14 protein-coding genes are annotated in these 18,930 nt (G+C 35.8%); 1 reads left to right on the forward strand and 13 read right to left on the reverse strand.

Features of this window, described 5'->3' with window-relative positions; all coding sequences use genetic code 11:
• Positions 1-221: 221 nt before the first annotated feature.
• A complete protein-coding gene (locus KHA98_RS08890; RefSeq protein WP_213257332.1) occupies positions 222-1,136 on the reverse strand; it encodes a dihydrodipicolinate synthase family protein in 915 nt (304 codons plus the stop codon).
• Positions 1,137-1,317: 181 nt separating this feature from the next.
• Here KHA98_RS08890 and KHA98_RS08895 point away from each other — a divergent pair, with 181 nt between their 5' ends.
• Entirely contained in the window at positions 1,318-2,163 is an 846-nt protein-coding gene (locus KHA98_RS08895) for an AraC family transcriptional regulator (protein ID WP_213257334.1), read from the forward strand.
• A gap of 572 nt (positions 2,164-2,735) precedes the next feature.
• On the opposite strand, the gene KHA98_RS08900 is transcribed toward KHA98_RS08895, so the two are convergent.
• From KHA98_RS08900 to KHA98_RS08955, 12 genes are all read right to left on the reverse strand, one after another.
• On the reverse strand, positions 2,736-3,860 hold the full coding sequence (locus KHA98_RS08900) for an ABC transporter permease (protein WP_213257336.1): 1,125 nt from the start codon (positions 3,858-3,860) through the stop codon (positions 2,736-2,738).
• The gene (locus KHA98_RS08905) at positions 3,857-4,963 is read right to left on the reverse strand and encodes an ABC transporter permease (protein ID WP_213257751.1); all 1,107 of its coding nucleotides are present in this window, start codon (positions 4,961-4,963) and stop codon (positions 3,857-3,859) included. Before KHA98_RS08905 ends, KHA98_RS08900 begins: the two co-directional genes overlap by 4 nt.
• A 1-nt stretch (position 4,964) precedes the next feature.
• Entirely contained in the window at positions 4,965-5,708 is a 744-nt protein-coding gene (locus KHA98_RS08910) for an ABC transporter ATP-binding protein (RefSeq protein ID WP_213257338.1), read from the reverse strand.
• Positions 5,698-6,648, reverse strand: a complete 951-nt coding sequence (locus tag KHA98_RS08915; RefSeq protein WP_213257340.1) for an ABC transporter ATP-binding protein — start codon at positions 6,646-6,648, stop codon at positions 5,698-5,700. The genes KHA98_RS08910 and KHA98_RS08915 overlap by 11 nt, the downstream gene beginning before the upstream one ends.
• Positions 6,649-6,973: 325 nt before the next feature.
• Positions 6,974-7,876, reverse strand: coding sequence for an HlyD family secretion protein (locus KHA98_RS08920; RefSeq protein ID WP_213257342.1), 903 nt, complete (start codon positions 7,874-7,876; stop codon positions 6,974-6,976).
• Positions 7,877-7,887: 11 nt separating this feature from the next.
• Positions 7,888-9,087, reverse strand: a complete 1,200-nt coding sequence (locus KHA98_RS08925; RefSeq protein WP_213257344.1) for a TolC family protein — start codon at positions 9,085-9,087, stop codon at positions 7,888-7,890.
• A gap of 269 nt (positions 9,088-9,356) precedes the next feature.
• On the reverse strand, positions 9,357-9,986 hold the full coding sequence (locus tag KHA98_RS08930) for a TetR/AcrR family transcriptional regulator (protein ID WP_213257346.1): 630 nt from the start codon (positions 9,984-9,986) through the stop codon (positions 9,357-9,359).
• Positions 9,987-10,145: 159 nt separating this feature from the next.
• Entirely contained in the window at positions 10,146-11,051 is a 906-nt protein-coding gene (locus KHA98_RS08935; protein WP_213257348.1) for a carbohydrate kinase family protein, read from the reverse strand.
• Positions 11,052-11,075: 24 nt separating this feature from the next.
• Positions 11,076-12,632, reverse strand: a complete 1,557-nt coding sequence (locus KHA98_RS08940; RefSeq protein WP_213257350.1) for a glycoside hydrolase family 32 protein — start codon at positions 12,630-12,632, stop codon at positions 11,076-11,078.
• A 21-nt stretch (positions 12,633-12,653) separates the two neighbouring features.
• Positions 12,654-14,051 (reverse strand): DUF4960 domain-containing protein, encoded by a 1,398-nt coding sequence (locus KHA98_RS08945; protein WP_213257352.1) that lies wholly within the window; start codon positions 14,049-14,051, stop codon positions 12,654-12,656.
• A 19-nt stretch (positions 14,052-14,070) separates the two neighbouring features.
• On the reverse strand, positions 14,071-15,762 hold the full coding sequence (locus KHA98_RS08950; RefSeq protein ID WP_213257354.1) for a RagB/SusD family nutrient uptake outer membrane protein: 1,692 nt from the start codon (positions 15,760-15,762) through the stop codon (positions 14,071-14,073).
• Positions 15,763-15,777: 15 nt separating this feature from the next.
• On the reverse strand, positions 15,778-18,882 hold the full coding sequence (locus KHA98_RS08955) for a SusC/RagA family TonB-linked outer membrane protein (protein WP_213257356.1): 3,105 nt from the start codon (positions 18,880-18,882) through the stop codon (positions 15,778-15,780).
• Between the last annotated feature and the right edge of the window lie 48 nt (positions 18,883-18,930).

Raw genomic sequence — 18,930 nt, forward strand, 5'->3', positions numbered from 1 at the left:
TTCAACACATAGGAACATAGTTTTTACAAATTCAAAAGAGGCGTTTCACTTGCATTAACAAACATAGCTATGTGTTAGAAACAAGTTTCTTTTTAAAATCTTTTAGGAATATATAAGCTAATCTATGCTTCTATGTGTTAAAATATTTTTTTAAAATTTCACTCAAAAGATTCTACTTACTTAAAAAAGAATGAAGCAAAGCCAATCATGTGAATATGCTGTTATAAATTTTTGTAATCTGGTAATGTTGGTCTTGTACGTAATCCTTCTGCAATGATCGCCAAAACTCTTTCTCTTTCTGCTCCCTGAAGTGGTAATCTTGGTGCACGAACATACTCGCTGCCAATTCCTGTAGCAACTTCTGCCAATTTAATATTTTGTACCAGGAATGAATTGATATCTAATTCTAATAAAGGTAAAAACCATCTGTAAATTTTTAACGCTTCATCAATTTTTCCGGCTTTAGCCAATTTGTAAATTGCTACTGTTTCCTGAGGGAAGGCGCAAACTAAACCAGAAACCCATCCATCAGATCCCATTAATAAACTTTCTAATGCCAGTGTATCAACTCCTGATAATATTTTTAAACGATCTCCAAAACGGTTGATCATTCTTGTAACATTTGAAATGTCTCTTGTTGATTCTTTTACTGCCTGAATGTTATCATGTTTTAATAATTCTTCAAACATGTCTAATGTAACTTCGATTTTGTAATCAACCGGATTATTGTAGACCATAATAGGAAGAGAAGTATTCTTTGCTACTTCACTATAAAAAGCTACAGTTTCAAAATCTGACGCTTTATAACGCATTGGAGGAAGCATCATTAAACCTTTTGCTCCATCTTGTTCTGCCTGATTAGCAGCCAAAATTGCTCCTTTTGTACTTTGTTCTGCAATGTTCATAATTACAGGCACTTTATTTTCAGTAAGAGAAACAGTGTATTTTACCAGTTCTCTTTTTTCATCTTCCAAAAGTGTGCTGGCTTCACCTAAAGTTCCACCTAAAATAATACCTGATACTCCAGCATCTAACTGAGCTTTCATATTTACTTCAAACATATTGAAGTCTAATTTATCATCTGCAGTAAATTTTGTAGTTACTGCTGGCATAACGCCATCCCATTGAATCGCCATAATATTGATTTTTTATTACAGGCCAAAATTATCTAGAATCAATAGAGCAGGCACTCAATAAATTACCTCAAAATGATATTATATTACCCTATATACCATATAAATAAAAAAAACACAATATTATATTATCATTTTTATGGCGAAATATAATACATTTGATTACCAATTAACTAACTAACCAATGAAAGTTTTCCCATTTAAAATTCCAAAATCTGGAGAGGAACCCCTTATTTATCAAGAAGATATCGAGGTTTCATTTTATGACAAATTACATCAGCATGAAGAAATTCAAATCAGTTATATCGAAAAAGGTGAAGGAGCTGTTTTTGCCGGTGATACGATCTCACAATACCGAGAAGGCGATATATTGGTGATTGGCAGCAATTTACCCCATGTTTTTAGAAGTGATGTGCAGGAAAATGAACTTTCTGTTATGCGAACACTTTTCTTTACTTTTAATTCTTTTGGGAAGGATTTCTTTGAATTACCCACTTTCAGAAACATTCATCCAACTTTAGAAAGCAGTAAAAACGGCTTTATCATTCACAATGCGCCTAAGAAGGTAGCCAAGTATTTTAAGAAATTAAAAGGTGCGGACAGTTATTCTCGCTTTATCTTATTTCTTGATATTGTAAAATGGCTTTCTACTTCTGAAAATGCACCGTTATCTAATTATTTATATCATAAGAAAATAACTGATAATGAAGGGAAAAGAATGCAGATTGTTTTTGAGTACGTAATGACTAATTTTCATAAGAACATTACACTTGATGAAATTGCTTCAATTGCGAGTATGACCAAAAATGCATTTTGCCGTTATTTTAAGGTGCGAACAAATAAATCTTTTTTCCAGTTTTTAATTGAAGTCCGGATCGAGCGGGCGACGAAATTACTGTCTACCAGCGGCGAACTCTCGGTTTTGGAAATTGCCGAGTTGTGTGGGTTCAATAATATTTCCAATTTTAATCGAAAGTTTAAAGAATTAAAGCAGATTTCTCCTTTACAATATCGAAAATTGAATTTGTAATCAAGTTGAAAATGGCACCCAATATTCTGTAGAGACGCACTGCAGTGCGTCTCCGCAACGGATATCCACAATGTGTTAGACGCACAGCAGTGCGTCTCTACAGATATATTTTACGTACAGAATTAAATTCAACGTAACGAATTAAGATTAGAAAAATCTGCGAAATCTGCGAGAGAAAAAAAATATCCGCAAAGGTTAGACGCACTGCCATGCGTCTCTACAGATATACTTCGCAGATAGAATTAAATTCAACGTAACGAATTAAGATTAGAAAAATCTGCAAAATCTGCGAGAGAAAAAAATATCCACAAAGGTTAGACGCACAGCGGTGCGTCTCTACAGATATATTTTGCGTACAGAATTAAATTCAACGTAACGAATTAAGATTAGAAAAATCTGCGAAATCTGCGAGAGAAAAAAAATATCCACAATGTGTTAGACGCACAGCAGTGCGTCTCTACAGATATATTTTGCGTACAGAATTAAATTCAACGTAACGAATTAAGATTAGAAAAATCTACAAAATCTGCGGGAGAAAAAAATATGCGTAAAGGCATTTCAGCAGATTAAATTTAACTTGTTTTTCTGTAATTATAAATTGCCAAACCATTAAGAACAATGGCAAAAATGATAAGATATACCAGTTCTTTTCCTACTTCTGCTAATCCGCTACCTTTTAAAACAATAAGACGGACTACTTTAATGAAATGGGTAACGGGCGTAAATTCTGACATTGTCCTTGCCCAATTGGGCATACTGTCAGTGCTGGTGAAAAATCCGCTCATGAGCATGAAAATCATCATAAAGAAAAACGCAATAAACATGGCTTGCAATTGTGTGTCGGCAAAAGTTGAAATCAAAAGTCCCAATCCTAATAAAGCGACCAAATAAACAGCTGCAAACAAATACAATACAGCCAGACTTCCTTTAGGGAATATTCCGTAAACGAGATACATCACGGTTAATCCCACCGTAAACACAATCATTCCGACAATCCAAAACGGAATAAGTTTTCCCAGAATAAATTGCCATTTCTGAATAGGCGTAACATTGATCTGTTCGATGGTTCCTATTTCTTTTTCTCTTACAATATTTAATGCTGTAATAAAACCGCCAATTAATGTAAGCAGTAATACTAAGATTCCCGGAACCATGTAATATTTATATTCGGCTCTTGGATTGTACCAATTGGTTCCTGATAACGTAATTAACGATGGTGATAACGAAGCAGATTGCTGCGGAATTTTTTTTCGGATATCAAGATCACGACTAAAATCTGCGATTACTACATTTAAATACGCATAACCAATATTTGATTTGGTTCCGTTTATGGCATCAGCGGCAATATATACTTTCTGACTGCCTTCTCTGACTAAGTTTCGTTCAAATCCTGCGGGAACTTCTAAAATTAAATCGGCTTCTCCTGTTTCTATTAGTTTTAAAGCTTTTAAATACGAATCGGGAGTTCCAACAATTTGAAAATATCCTGAAGAACCTATTTTATTTATTAATTTCTGCGAATACGAACTATGATCATGATCTACATAAACTACATTGACACTTTTTACTTCAAAATTGGCGGCCAATGGCAAAATTATCAATTGAATAATGGGCATTGCAAACATCATGGCCAGAATGGTCTTGTCACGGAATATCTGACGGAATTCTTTCTGTAATATAAAAAGTAGCACTTTCATGATAATCTGATTTTAAATTTTTTCAGCGCAATTGTCAATAGAAATACTGCCATTCCTAAAAGTATCAAAGTTTCTTTCCATACAAATTCAAACCCAAGCCCTTTTAGCATTACTGCTTTTACAATAGTGTAATAATATCGAGAAGGAAGAATATGCGAAACCATACGAAATATCCAGGGCATATTTTCTAACGGAAACATAAAACCTGTAAGTATCAGCGTAGGCAGCATCATTCCCATCATAGAAATAAGCATGGCAGTTTGCTGTGAATCGGTAACATTTGAAATCAGCAATCCGAGTGAAAGACAGGTAATAATGAATAGTATACTTTCGGCAAAAAGCAACAGGAAACTTCCTTTTATTTCTACATTAAGAAGATAAACTGAGAGAAATAATATTAGCATAAAGTTGATTAACGAAAGCACCAGATACGGAATTGCCTTTGCAATTAAAACCATTATGGGTTTAAATGGTGATACAAGCAAAATTTCCATAGTGCCCAATTCTTTTTCCCGAACCACAGAAACCGAAGTTAATGCTGTACTAACAATCATAAATATCAAGGCAATAACGCCAGGAATAAAATTAAGCGAACCATTTTGCTGTTCGTTATAAAGCTGTCTTAATTCGGGAACAATCTGGTAATTTAACTTTGCTGTTGGGTTTAGTTGCTGTTGATAATCATTTACTATTGCGGTTAAATAATTGGTTACAATAGTTGCCGTATTAGGATCTGAAGCATCGGCGATTATCTGAATTTTGGCACCTTCAGGCCTTTGCAGATCTGATGCAAAATTAGAGGGAAAAATCACCGCACATTTTATACTTCCGTCCTTAAAACGATTCTCAATATCTTTATAGTTTAAAACCGGAGCTTCAACATTAAAATAAGAACTCGATTGTATTTTTCTGATAATATTTTCGGTATGAATGTCATGTGAATTGTCTTGCATGGCAATACCAATATTTTTAACTTCACTGCTCAGCGCAAAACCAAAAAGAACAATCTGCGCAACAGGAAGTCCGAAGAGAATCAACAAAGTACGTCGGTCCCTGAAAACGTGATAAAATTCTTTTCGGATAAAAGCCAGTAATCTTTTCATATTAATCTGCTGCTCTTTGGGCATTTCGTGCCAGTTGATAAAAAACTTCATCCATAGAATTGGTATTAAACTTCTTTTTCAATTCTGTTGGCGAATCGATAGCTTCAACCCTTCCGTCGACCATAATACTGATGCGATTACAATACTCCGCTTCGTCCATGTAATGCGTTGTTACAAATACCGTTATTCCATTGGCGGCAGCTTCATAAATCATATCCCAAAATTGTCTGCGGGTTATGGGATCAACGCCACCCGTAGGTTCATCGAGAAAAACAATTTTTGGACGGTGGAAAACGGCAACTGAAAAAGCCAGTTTTTGTTTCCATCCCAATGGCAATCCGCCAACCAGTTTTTTGGCTTCTTTTTCTAAACCCAGCGTTTTGACCAATTCGGCGCTTCTTTCTTTTATCTCTGGACGTGAAACACCATAAACACCACCATAAAATTCTATATTCTCCATAATAGTCAGATTATCATACAAAGAGAATTTCTGACTCATATAACCAATATTCTTTTTAATACTTTCCTGTTGTTTGTAAACATCAAATCCTGCAACACTGGCTTGTCCTGAAGTCGGATAAGAAAGTCCGCAAAGAATACGCATTGCCGTCGTTTTCCCGGCTCCGTTTGCGCCCAGAAAGCCAAATATTTCACCTTCGCTGACTTCAAAACTTATTTTATCAACCGCTTTGAAATCACCAAATTGTTTCGTTAAATCTTTACAAACTATGGCTTTATTTTCCATCTTGTATTTCTTTTGATGCTGTTAAATCACTTTGTTCGCGCATTAGACGAATAAAACTATCCTCTATTGTGGGTACTATTTTTTTTGCTTCTAAATCTTCGTGCTGATATTTTTGAGCAATGGTTTTGAGTTTTTCTTCATTTGCTTCTTCTGATACCAGAGTTACATGAATAAATTCTCCAAAAGCATCACAGCTTTCTATTGCTGTATCGGTTCTGAGATCTTGTAATAATTTATAAATGTTTTTAGCTTTGGCCGCAAATATGGGTTTCGGAAAACTGTTTATAATATTCTGCGGTGTATCAACACTCATTATTTTTCCGTTTTGCATCAGGGCGATACGGTCACATAATTTTGCCTCGTCCATATAAGGTGTTGAAACCACTATTGTAATATTCTGTTCTTTCAGTTTAGCGAGCATTTCCCAAAATTCACTTCTGGAGACAACATCAACGCCCGTTGTAGGTTCATCTAAAAACAGTACTTCGGGTTTATGAATCAGTGCGCAGCATAATGCTAATTTTTGTTTCATTCCGCCAGAAAGTTTTCCTGCCCGTCTGTCATTAAAAGGTTTTATCTGATCGTAAATATCTTTGATCAATTCATAATTTTCTTCGATTGTAGTTCCGAAAATAGTAGCGAAAAAAGTTAGATTTTCTTTTACGGTTAAATCCTGATATAACGAAAATTTACCGGGCATATACCCTACTTTATTTCGTATCTCCTGAAATTCTTTTACAACATCATGTCCTTCCACAGTTGCTTCTCCACCTTCTGCAAGCAATAACGTAGTCAGGATTCTGAAAATAGAAGTCTTTCCGGCACCATCGGGACCAATGAGTCCGAAGAGTTCTCCTTTCTTAACTTCAAAAGACACATCATCTACCGCGATAAAATCACCGTACTTTTTTGTAATATTTTTTAGTGTTACTGCTGGCATTCGAGACTTTTTTTTGAACCATATAAGTTATATAAGGTCATTTTTGTTTTGCTTTTTTTAAACCATATAAGTTATATAAGGGTATTTAAGTTTGGCATCAAAAAAACTATACTTATATGATTACTTTTTTGAACCATATAAGTCATATAAGGGTATTTAAGTTTGGCGTCAAAAAAAACTATACTTATATAACTTATATGGTTATATTTTTTTTACTTCTTTACCATTATTTATATGACCTTATATAACTTATATGGTTATCTTTTTTTTTACTTCTTAACCATTGTTTTATATGACCTTATATAACTTATATGGTTAAACTATTTTACTTTGACCAAAGAACTTCTCCGTACATACCGATCTTCAGGTAACCGTCATTTTTTACCCTAACTTTTATGGCATATACTAAATTGGCTCTTTCGTCTTTTGTTGGAATTGTCTTTGGCGAAAACTCTGATTTATTCGAAATCCAGTTTATTGTGCCAGTATATTCTTTATACTTTTTTTCACCCTGATCGATTCTTACTTTTACTTGCTGTCCTATTTTAATTTGAGGTAATTGTGTACCGGTAATATAGGCTCTAAGATCTAATGTTTCCAGATTGGCAATTTTATAAAGCGGTTTTCCTGCCGCAGCCATTTCATACTGCTCAGCATATTTTGCCAGGACAGTTCCTTTAATCGGGTTTACGATAAGACTTTTACTCAATTGATCGTCGACTCCTTTTAACTGAACTCCAACAGTATTTCCTTGTTCTGTCAAATTCTCATTGGTTATGTCAAGGGAACTTTTCTGAGCACTAATCTGAGCTTGTAATGTGGCTACTTTTGCATTGGCATCATCGAGCATTTTTTGAGAAGCTACTCCGCCTTTTACCAAATTGCTCGTTCTGTTGCGGTCGAGAACTGCATTTGCAAGCTGTCTTTTTAAGCTTTCAGTTTGGATATTTTCTTGTGGTTTTCCGCTCAAAATCGCTCTTTTGTTTTGCGATAACTGCATTTTATTAATATGCAATTGTGTACTGTCAATATACCCTACTTTTTGTCCGGCTTCTAATTGCTGCCCCTCTTCAACATTCAATTGTAGAATTTGACCATTTGCCTGTGCGGCAAGAATGGTTTCTACGGCTTCAAAAGATCCGGAAGCATCAAAATCATTTTCAGTATTTTTACATGCTGTTAAACATAGCATTGGCATTAGAAGATATAAAAGTTGTATTTTTTTCATAATATACCGTATTAGTTTCCTTTGATGGTTTGATATTCGTAATTGCTCATCAGCAGCTGAATTTCATGTAACGCTTTTTCAGCACGAGCATTTCCTTCTTTTTCGGTGGCATTCAGTAAGTCAATTAATGGACCTGCGCCGTTGTCGTATTTTAACTGATAGCCTTCACGAATGGTTTGACGAAGTTTTACAATAGCTTCATCATCTTTTAGAATAGCGTTTTGTCTTTCGATGTCAGCTGTTTTCTGATTCATTTGGAATTTTGTATTGAATAAAAAGGTTTCTTCCTGAACATCAATTTTATTTAATTCCTGTTTGGTTAATTCCTTTTCATTGCCATTTTTATACAAGCCTTTTATATCCCAGCCAACACTAAGTCCGGCAACACCAACAGTAGAGATTTTATTATTTCCAAGACTTACTCCGGGTGCCAGTAAAACGCCTGCCCCAAGTAATCCCACTTTTGGCATAAGGCTGACTTTTTGCATATCGGCCTGAGCGTTTATTAAATTACGCTGATTTTCAAAACGCAGTTGTTCCGGACGTTTGATTGTATTATCAAGAGCAATTGTATTGGCAGGTTTTTCCAGTTGAGTCTGGTTGATATTTTTACCAATTAGATACGAAAGCATCGCGAGATATCCGTTTCGGGTGTATTCAAAATCTTTTTTCTGTCGGTTTAGATTTAATTGCTCCACCTTCATTTCATCAACATCTGTTTTATAGGCAAGTCCGTTTTCATTCAGCTTTTTTACCTTATCGATATTATTGTCCAGGATTTTATTTTGTATTTCCAATTGTTTCAGTTGTTCGTCAATTAGCAATACTCCGAAATAAAGCTGATTGACTCTGGAACGTAAATCATAAAGCGAAACTTCTACGGAAGCTTTATCGAGATTAGAAGATGCCTCGATAATCTTTTTCTGGGTTTTGGTCGCGCCACCGTCCCAAATGGTTTGATTTATCTGAGCCAGACCAATAAACTTGAATTTGCTGTCGTCTCCGGATCCCATGCTTGGGAAATCGCCAAAAACATAACCTTCAATTGCGGTTATACTTAGCTGCGGCAAATAAGCTTTATTGGCATTGCTTATGGTATATTCTTTACTTTTTTCAATCAGTTCGTACTGTTTGATTAAGGGATAGTTTTCTACCGCAAGTTTATAGCTCTGTTCAACTGTCAGAGTCTGCGCTTTTACGGTACTAATCATTCCCAGGAGAAATAAATATTTTAGCAAGTATGATTTTCTTCTATTCATCATCTAATAAATTAACTTTCTATACCCATTAGGTGTCCTTTTAACACATAGAAACATAGCTTTTTTTTGCCTATAATAAGGCGCTTCACTTGCATTAACAAACATAGCTATGTGTTAGAAACTAGTTTCTTTTTTTAATCTTTTTAGCAATATGTATAAAATCTATGTTTCTATGTGTTCATAATAATTACACCCAACGGATTAACTTTCTCTATTTTCATTCATTCCACTGAAAACATCAGCTTAATCCAAACCGGAATTTTCTTTTTGCGTTCCTGCATTAAGACATTAAAATCTTCGGTTTGCATATTTCTGCTTCCCATAATCATTGGTTTTGCTATAAATGGAAAAACTACTAATCCTAAAAGGTTCATTAAAAAATGTAACGGATTTGGTTCTGCTATTTCTTTATTCTGAACTGCTTGCTGAAATTGTTTAATAAAAACAGATTCATTAATAATTTCCTTAATGGGAAGTCTTTTTAAAAGTCCGTCCGGATTATTACGTATTTCGGTTAAAATAAATACGGGAATCTCCGGTTCTTTGATAATAAAATCAATATATCTATCCGCTATAATAGCTACTTTTTCTTCTAATGATGTTTTGTCATCATTCAGTATCACTTTTATACTTCCTATAAAGCCTGTAAAAGTTTCCGTCATTATAATTTCGAAAAGCTTGGCTTTACTTCTAAAATAATAATTAAGTAAAGCAAGATTTAAATCTGCTTCTTCAGCAATATCGCGTGTTCGTGTAGCGGCAAAACCCTTCTTGTAAAACACCGTTTTGGCGGCTGTTTTAATCTTTTCTTCTGTAGTTACGTCTTTCTTATTAGACTCTTGCGAACTCATTTTCAATGTTTTATTTGCAAATATAAATAATTCCTTACTATCTTAAACAAAATATTTAATCAAATGATTAAATATTTTGTTTAAATAAAAAACAGCAAAAAAAATACCCCTAAGAAAAATACGTTTTTCAGAGGGGTAATTAAATAATAAGATCTAAAATTATACTTTAACTCTAGCCATTAAATTTTCAATCTTAGAATTTGAAACTTCCGGATTTGCACCAGGCGCTTCAGCAACAAGAGCTCCAACGGCACAGGCAAAATCGATTGAATTCTGAGGTTCTTTTCCGCTTAACAGTGAAGTGATTAAAGCTGCTAAAAAAGAATCTCCAGCGCCTACTGTATCAGAAACTTCAATCGGGTAACCACCGTTTTCATAGATTTTTCCTTCCCACAATAACAAAGCGCCGTGTTTTCCTTTGGTTACACACATTGCTGTTGCTTTTGTTTTTTCTTCAATGAAAGCCATATTTTCTTCCAGGCTTTCAAACGGAGAGTTCATAGCTTTTGCAATTTCGAGCAATTCTTCATCATTAAATTTAATGAAGTTAGCCGATTGCATCAACTGGTTCAGGATTTCATACGAATAATGCGGTTTCCTTAAATTGACATCAAAAACTTTATAAATATCGTTTTGAAGCAATTCTTCCAAAGCACTTCTGGAAACATTGTCGCGACAAACCAAACTTCCGTAAATCAATACATCTGCTTGTGCAACGGTAGTTTTTGCCAAATCATTCAATACTATTTTATCCCAGGCAGACGGATAACTGATTTCATACGTTGCCGATCCGCGCTCATTTAATGTAACGTTTACCAAACCGGTTGGAAAATCTTCGGAAACAACAATAGTATCCGTTTCCAGTCCGAGTTGGTTTACCTGACTTTTTATTGCTTTTCCGTCTTCATCATTTCCTACACAGCTTATCATGGCCACATCGCAACCCAGCGTTTTCATACGCAAAGCCACATTCAATGGTGCTCCGCCAATCTTTTTTTCATTGGCAAAAACATCCCAAAGTACCTCTCCGTATGCCACCGCCTTAAGGTTTTTTCCGTTATTCATTCTAAAATTATTTTATATTAATGTTTATTCGGGTTGTGTTACCTGAAGGTTTGAGATTGTGCTCGTTTGTCCTTCAGCAATTAAACCCCATTTATTTTTGTCTCTTCCGTAAATACGGTTGGTAAGTGCCGCTTTTCCGTTGATGTAAAATACGACAACACTTCCCTCTGCAACGATTTCAATAGTATATTTTGTATTGATTTGAAAAGCAAAAGGCAAACGTGTTACTTCTTGTGAAGCCGAATTATAACCGCTTATTTTACTATTAGCAATATCTAAAACCACTTTATAATAACTTCCCGTATCATTGGTATGAAAAACAAACCCTGTTGTTCCCGAAGCTTTCGCTAAAGTAACTTCTGCTTTTATTTTAACTTTTTTTCCATTGTTTTTAAAAGTTACCATTGCTTTTTCTGCTTCACCAGATAAAGAATAAGTTCCGTTATTGGCAGTTGCGTTCGCCGAAATTGCATCGACTTCTACTGTTGTGTTTTTCTTCGAAAATAAATCCGTTACCGACTTTGGCGATTGGGTTCCTAAGGTTCCGTCAGCATTCTGAGTTAGTTCATGAATGACCATATTTCCAGCCCAATCTTTATTTCCTAAATCATTCTCAGGTGTTTTTCTGGCGTTCCATCCAAAAACATATCTTTTATTTCCGTCAGAAGCTGTTTTTCCTGCATAAAAATACTCTCCGTCAATTCTGTCATTTTCCGGTTTAGTCCACGGACCATTAATTGAAGACGAAATTCTGTAATGCGTTCCTTTGTTCCCGCTCCAATTTTCAGAAAATAGTAAATACCAATAACTTCCCATTTTAAAAATATCCGCACATTCCATCATCAGATAATTATCTTCGGGAGTTGTCGTGTAAATTGGATCCTGAACATCCCATTTTCCCGATGCAGGATCTGAACTTGTAAAATGAAGCAAAACAGCTTTCCTTCCCGGTTCTGTCTGTGTACTTACTAACATCGAATATTTCTTCAATTCGTCATTATAAAATACATGCGGATCTCTGAAATCATAATTATAATAACCCGCCGGAGCTGTTATTTTAAAAGACGTAACTTTTGTCCAGTTTTTCAAATCAGTGCTTGTTGCGCACAAAACACTTTCTCTGGCATTCGACTGAATAAAAGCCTGATTTTCATTATGTCCTGTATAATAAAAGTAATAAAGATTACCCACTTTGACAACAGATCCTGTCCCTACGGCAAAATCAAGTTCGAGTGTTGTACCATACGGAATCATTTGACCTTCATAGGTAAAATGTGCCAAATCTGTACTTTGATATTCATGAATGTCATGAAATCCTTTTCCCGCAGGTTTATTTTGTGCATCGTGCAGAAAGTAAATATGGAATTTTCCGTTGTCGAAAAAAGGCATAATATCTCCCGTGTAACCTGCGCTGTAATACGGATCGTTTCCGCCCATCCACTGTGCAGGCGGAACAGGAAAAACAGCCGCAATTTCGGAATTACCTCCTGAAATTGAACCTCCAATATAATTTTCGTCCTGACTGCAAGAAACCAGCGAAAAGAAAATCGAAGCAATTGTGATTATATTTCTATATTTCATTTTAATTAAATTGAAAGTGGATTATTTTGCCGCTAAATAATTGATACTATTCTGTGTAAGCAATTTGATATTTGCAATAAACTCATTTGCCTGACTTGGCACTCCGCTACTATTGGTTTCATTGTACCAATCGTAAGCTCCCATTGAAATTACAATAACATTTTTATTAGTGCCTGAATTTGGAAACTCTGCAATTGTAACCCTTCCGTCCAGTGCATTATCCCAGGCTTCACTTGCCAGATTAGTTCCTCCTGTTTGGTTTCTCCATCCTTCTCCATTATCATATCCGCCCCATTCCGGCAAAAACCACCATGCAGTATGATTTAATCTGAAAGTTCCGCTTTGCAATAAATTGGCTTTTCCGGTTTCAAAAGTGGTTAAACCCTGAAATATCGGATGACCTTCATGACCAACAAATGACATTCCCCATGAATTTCCATCTACAAATCCATTTGGAGGAAAATCTCCAAAAACATTATTCGGCCCTTTTCCTGACGGAACAATACCTAAAGCATCAACATATTGAGAAGCAAACGAAGTTAAAAGCAGGTTTCCGCCATTTGTTCTGAAGTTTTTCAATGCAGTTGTAACAGCAGGATTATAAGCTACAGAAGGTAAATTTGCAGCCGAATCAAAATGCCACCAGATTACATCAATGTCACTTAAATCTGCGCCGTTTTGAATACTTTCAAAAGAAATGTATTTGGCTCCCGGGAAATTATCAAACAACCAGTTTGAAGCCGTTACTTCATCCATATTTGTAATTCCGGATCTAGTTGCGGCTGTTCCTAAAAATGCAACCGTTAATCCTGTTACCGGAACGCCAACATTTGCGGTATAATTAACGCTTTTTCCGTTTGAGGTTATTACAAAAGTCACTGCATTTGTAAAATCAATTGTTGCTCCAGAAGCTGGTGAAATTGTCACGCCTGTTGTAACTTCTATAACTGGTTTTAATGCTGTCAAATCGGTATTTTCAGGCAGCGTCATAGTAATTGTTTTACTAATATCATTTACAGTTGCTGCAACTCCGTTAATAGTAAAACTCTTAATCGGACTCAAAACGGTTGTTATTACAGTGTAATCTTTGAATAAATTTCCATTAACCACTCTGAATTTTACCGGATTTGTAAAATTCATTGCCGAATTTAATTCCGGATTTGATGTTGCACCTGCTTCAAAAACAACTTCCGGTTTTATGGCCGTTATATCTGATCCGTAAGGCATTACAACATTAATTTTTCCTGTAGTCTGATCAATTTCTCCTGAAACTCCACTTAATTTAAATGAAAGCACATTGGATGGAGAATTCACATCAAATCCGCCAGTTTCAAATCCATTTTCGCAGGCAGTAATCATAAAAATCATTGCCAATACTACAGACACTTTGGTCCAATATTTATTTAAAGCTTTTTTCATATTGCTGATTCTTTAAAGATTAATAACCTGGATTTTGTTTGTACAATCCCTGACTGAAATTAATTTGCTTCAACGGAATTGGGCAATATTCTTCTTTGTGCGCATCAAAAAAGGCATCCTGATAATAGGTACGTTTTGTTTTTTCTTTTGCATAAAAATCATTCATAACCTGATCTGTAATTCCCCAACGAACAAGGTCAAAGAATCGGCTTCCTTCCATTGCCAATTCTAAACGACGCTCCCAACGCAAAGCTTTACGGGCAAAATCCTGTGTCCAGTTACAATTGCCTCCGTCGACATAGGTATTGATTTTGAAGTTGCTCACATAAGGCAATCTTCCTGTACTTTGTGCCGCTCTTTCTCTGATTTCATTGATCAATGGCAAAGCTTCAGCTTGTCTTCCTAATTCAATCAAAGCTTCGGCACGCATCAAAATCACATCAGCATAACGAATCTGAATTCTGTTTTTTGAGTTTCCGTAAAACGGATCGATGTTTACAACACAGCTGCAATTTGGAGCCACGTTTTCTTTTAAAGAAGCAAAATAACCGTAAGTTCCCGGAGAACGAACCCAAGCTTCAACATATAGAAATTCAGGGTCGTATTTATAAGGTAATCCCGGCATCGCTACAGTATGATACAATCTTGGATCGACCGTATTGGCATCTATATTTTTATAATCAAAATCTTCATTATTGTACGTGTCGAATTCTGGCAAACCGTTTGCTCCGGTTTTAAAAGCATTCACCAAATTCTGACTTGGTTTATGAAAATCACAACAGCCTAAACCTTGCGGCGTAGAAAGTACATCCGAAAAATTTAATCTTCCGTATAAAGTTCCGTCGTTATCAGAAAACTGAATAGAAAAAATAGATTCTGGTCCATTTTCATAGGTTCCAGGCAAGAAGTTATTGGCAAAATCAGGTTCTAAAGATGCTTTTCCAATTACGTTATCAGTTGCTGCAAGTACTTCCTGCAAATGCTGCTGATTGATTCCTGTAACTTTAAATGTTTCATCCTGCGTATACGCCTGATACAATCTTGTTTTTGCCAAATAAGCGTAAGCCGCTTTTTTATTGGCACGCCCTATTTCCGGCTGTGTGTCCGGTAAGTTTTCGGCTGCAGCCTGAAAATCTTCTGCAATTTTGTTCCAAAGATCTTCGTTTGAAAGTGCTTTGTTTGAAATTGTTTTATAATCTTCTATCGGAATATCCTCCGTGATATACGGCACATTTCTAAACATGATTTTCAACATAAAGTAAAAATGTCCTCTTAAAAAACGCATTTCAGCCATACGTGTTTTTTTCAGCGGATAATCGGCTTCAGAAATTTGTTCCAATGCTTTCAAGGCTTTATTGGCTCTTGAAACGCCCACATAACTGATGTACCAAAAATTATCCAACTCCCCAAAATCAGGACGGATGTTATTGGAAACTTCAAAAAAGTGAAAATCCTGAATGTCGTTTGTACCGCTTCCGCCTTTGTAAGCATCATCTGAACGAACATTCCCAAAAGGCCATAAACTGTACGGAGAATCATAATGGTCATTTCCTAACTGCGCATAAGCGGCATTCATAAATCCTTCAACAGATTGCGGAGTTACAATATCGTCTTCTGACAATACTCCACGGGGATTATTTTCTAAAAAATCAGAACAGGAAGCGAAGAAACCTATCACTAAAAACCCTGCTATATATAGTATTTTTTTCATTTTTTTTATCTTTTATTATAAAGTAAAATTAAGACCAGCAGTAAAAGTGGTTGGCTGCGGATATCCAAATCCTGCATTTTCCGGATCAACTCCTCTGAAGCTTTTCGAATCAATAATCAGTAAGTTTTGTCCGCTGATATACAATCTGAAATTGTCCATGCTCAATTTTTTCAACAACTCTTTTGGCAGACTGTATCCAAACTGAAGCACTCTAAGTTTAAGATAACTTCCGTTTTCTACATAATAAGTCGAAAATCTGGATTCTGCATTTCTATCAACCGTTGTAAGTGCGGGAATCGTAGAATTTGGATTATCCAAAGACCAGGCATTCAATAATCGTGTTCCTTTGTTTGATCCAACATCATCAACACTCCAGAAATCGGTTTGGTATTTTGTGTTGTTAATCACATCAACATTTCCAGTTCCTTCCCAAAAAGTGGTAAAATCAAAGTTTTTATAAGCTAAGTTTAAGTTGATTCCGTATTGAAATCCCGGATTTGGATTTCCGATCCATGTACGGTCTTTGTCAGTAATTGTTCCGTCGCCGTTTAAATCTTTGTAACGAATTCGCCCAAGTCCTTTTCCTTCCTGAATGGCCGAGTTAACAACCTGATCCTGACTTGTAAATAATCCGTCAGTAACATAGCCGTACATTGAATTTATCGGTCGTCCCAAAATGTTATCATTTAATCCGTCTCCGCCATAATTGTTTTTCACTTCATCCGGCAATTGTGTAATCTTATTTTTATTTGCTGAAATATTCCCCGAAATATCATATTTCAGTCCAAATGAAGTTTCGTCGTGATAACCTAAAGAAAATTCCCAACCTTTATTTTCCATAGAAGCTCCGTTTACCCAGCGGTTTCCGCCTTCTCCAATAACTCCCAAATACGGTGGCAATACCAAAATATCATCTGTTTTTTTGATGTAATAATCGATAGATCCGCTTAATTTTTGTTTGAAAAAACCAAAGTCCAAACCAACGTTGGTTTGCGTTGTAGTTTCCCATTTCAAATCATCATTTCCTGATTGTGTAGCAATAAATCCGGACGGAAGCAATCCGTTTCCGTTTCCTGCAATATCATAAGCTGTTCCGTAAGAAGTTGCCCAAGTCGGACTTCCGCCTGCATAGCTTGCCAAATAAAGCGAGTAAACCGCCGTATTACTGATTTCCTGATTACCGGTTTGCCCCCAGCCTGCTCTTAATTTCAAATCAGAAATAGCGGTTATTTTATCCTTTATGAAACTTTCATTGCTGATTCTCCATCCCGCAGAAACTGCCGGAAATGTTCCGAATTGATTGTTTTTACCAAAACGAGAAGAACCGTCGCGACGAATTGTAGCCGAAACCAAATAACGATTATCAAACTCGTAATCAGCTTTTCCGAAATAAGACATCAAAGAATACACGGTTGAAGTTCCGCTTGTAAAAGATTCTCCTGTTCCTGCATCAGGATACATATAATCCGGCGTTTCGATCAAAAAGTCATTTTTACGTAATGTATTTGTATCGTACGTGTCTTTGTACATCTCCGTTCCGGCCATCAAATTCAAGTTGCTTTTTCCGAAATTCAGACTATAAATTGCCGTATTCGTCCACGTCCATTTATCGCTGATGGATTGATCAATCGTAACCGAAGTCTGATCGTTTTGCAAGTAACCCGATTTGTAGCTTCTTTGTAACGTACGTTTTTTGTAAGAGCCGTAATCCATACCAAAACTGGTTTTGATATGCAGGTTTTTAATGATTTCCAGATCGGCGTAAGCATTACCAAAAAGACGTAAATAATCATATTTATTGTCTTTATTATATTCTAAAAGACGCACCGGATTTTGTCTGTCGTTCATTCCTCCAACCGGACCTCCCCAGCCTATTCCGTCAACGGTATGTACCGGAATAATAGGCAAAGCTCTTAATGCAGGATCTAAAACTCCCGGATCTGTTACTTCATTGGTACGGTTTAAACTAAAATTTTCTCCAATCACCAATTTGCCGTCGAAGTATTTGTATGAACTGTTCATTCTTGCTGAGATTCTCTCAAAATCGGTAGTTTTTACAACGCCTTCATTTCCATAATAACCTAAAGAGAAAACATAATTCCCTTTATCAGAAGCATTTGAAACCGATAAATCATAAGAATTGGCAACTCCCGTTTGAGAAATAGCATCATACCAATCTGTATTTGAAGATTTTAAAGTTTGCTCATTATCTAAATATTCCGGAACCAAAACTTTGTTCAATTGCGGTTTGTTATTATTTACCGACCAGTCAAACTGATAGCGTAAATTGTTATTATTCGGGTTTAAACCGTCGTTAATATTAGCCTGCCAAAGCGCCTGCCCAAATTGGTTCGCATTTAAAACATCTAACTTTCTGGAATAATCAGAAAATGAAGCATACGTACTGAAATTGATTCTCATTTTACCTTCTTTTCCTTTTTTGGTTGTAATAATAATTACACCGTTTGAAGCTCGTGAACCGTAAATACTTGCAGAAGAAGCATCTTTCAGCACCTGAATAGTTTCAATATCGTTAGGGTTCAATTCATGCATTCCTGATTTTGTAGGCATTCCGTCAATTACATAAAGCGGATCTGTGTTGTTTAAAGTTCCAACACCACGAATCACCACTTTTGTATTTCCTCCGCTTGGCGAACCATCTGATGTTACTTTTACTCCCGCAACTCTTCCCTGCAAAGCTTTAATTGGGTTGGGTTCCGGCTGTTTCATAACGTCTTTCATATTTACAACAGCCACTGCTCCGGTAATATCCGTTTTCTTTTGTTTTGAATATCCGGTAACAACAACTTCATTCAATTGATTGTTGTCTACTTTAAGCGTTACATTGATTGTTTTTTGTCCTTTAACAGCAATTGTTTGAGGTGCATAGCCTATAAAAGAAACGACAATAACAGCCTCTGAAGAAACATCGGGAAAGGAAAAATTCCCATCAAAATCAGTCGAAGTACTGGTTTTGGTACCTGAAATAATTACTGTCGCACCAGGAAGCGGCATTCCGTCATCTGAGGAAATTACCGTTCCTTTTATTCCGTTTTCCTGCGCCGTCATAATCAGCATCGGAAAGAAGAAAAATAGAAAATAAATAATCTTACTTTTCATAAATTAATGGTTTTGGTTATATTTAATTGGTTAATTACGTAGTTAGTA

It is taken from the genome of Flavobacterium branchiicola (assembly GCF_018383905.1).
Classification (GTDB): domain Bacteria; phylum Bacteroidota; class Bacteroidia; order Flavobacteriales; family Flavobacteriaceae; genus Flavobacterium; species Flavobacterium branchiicola.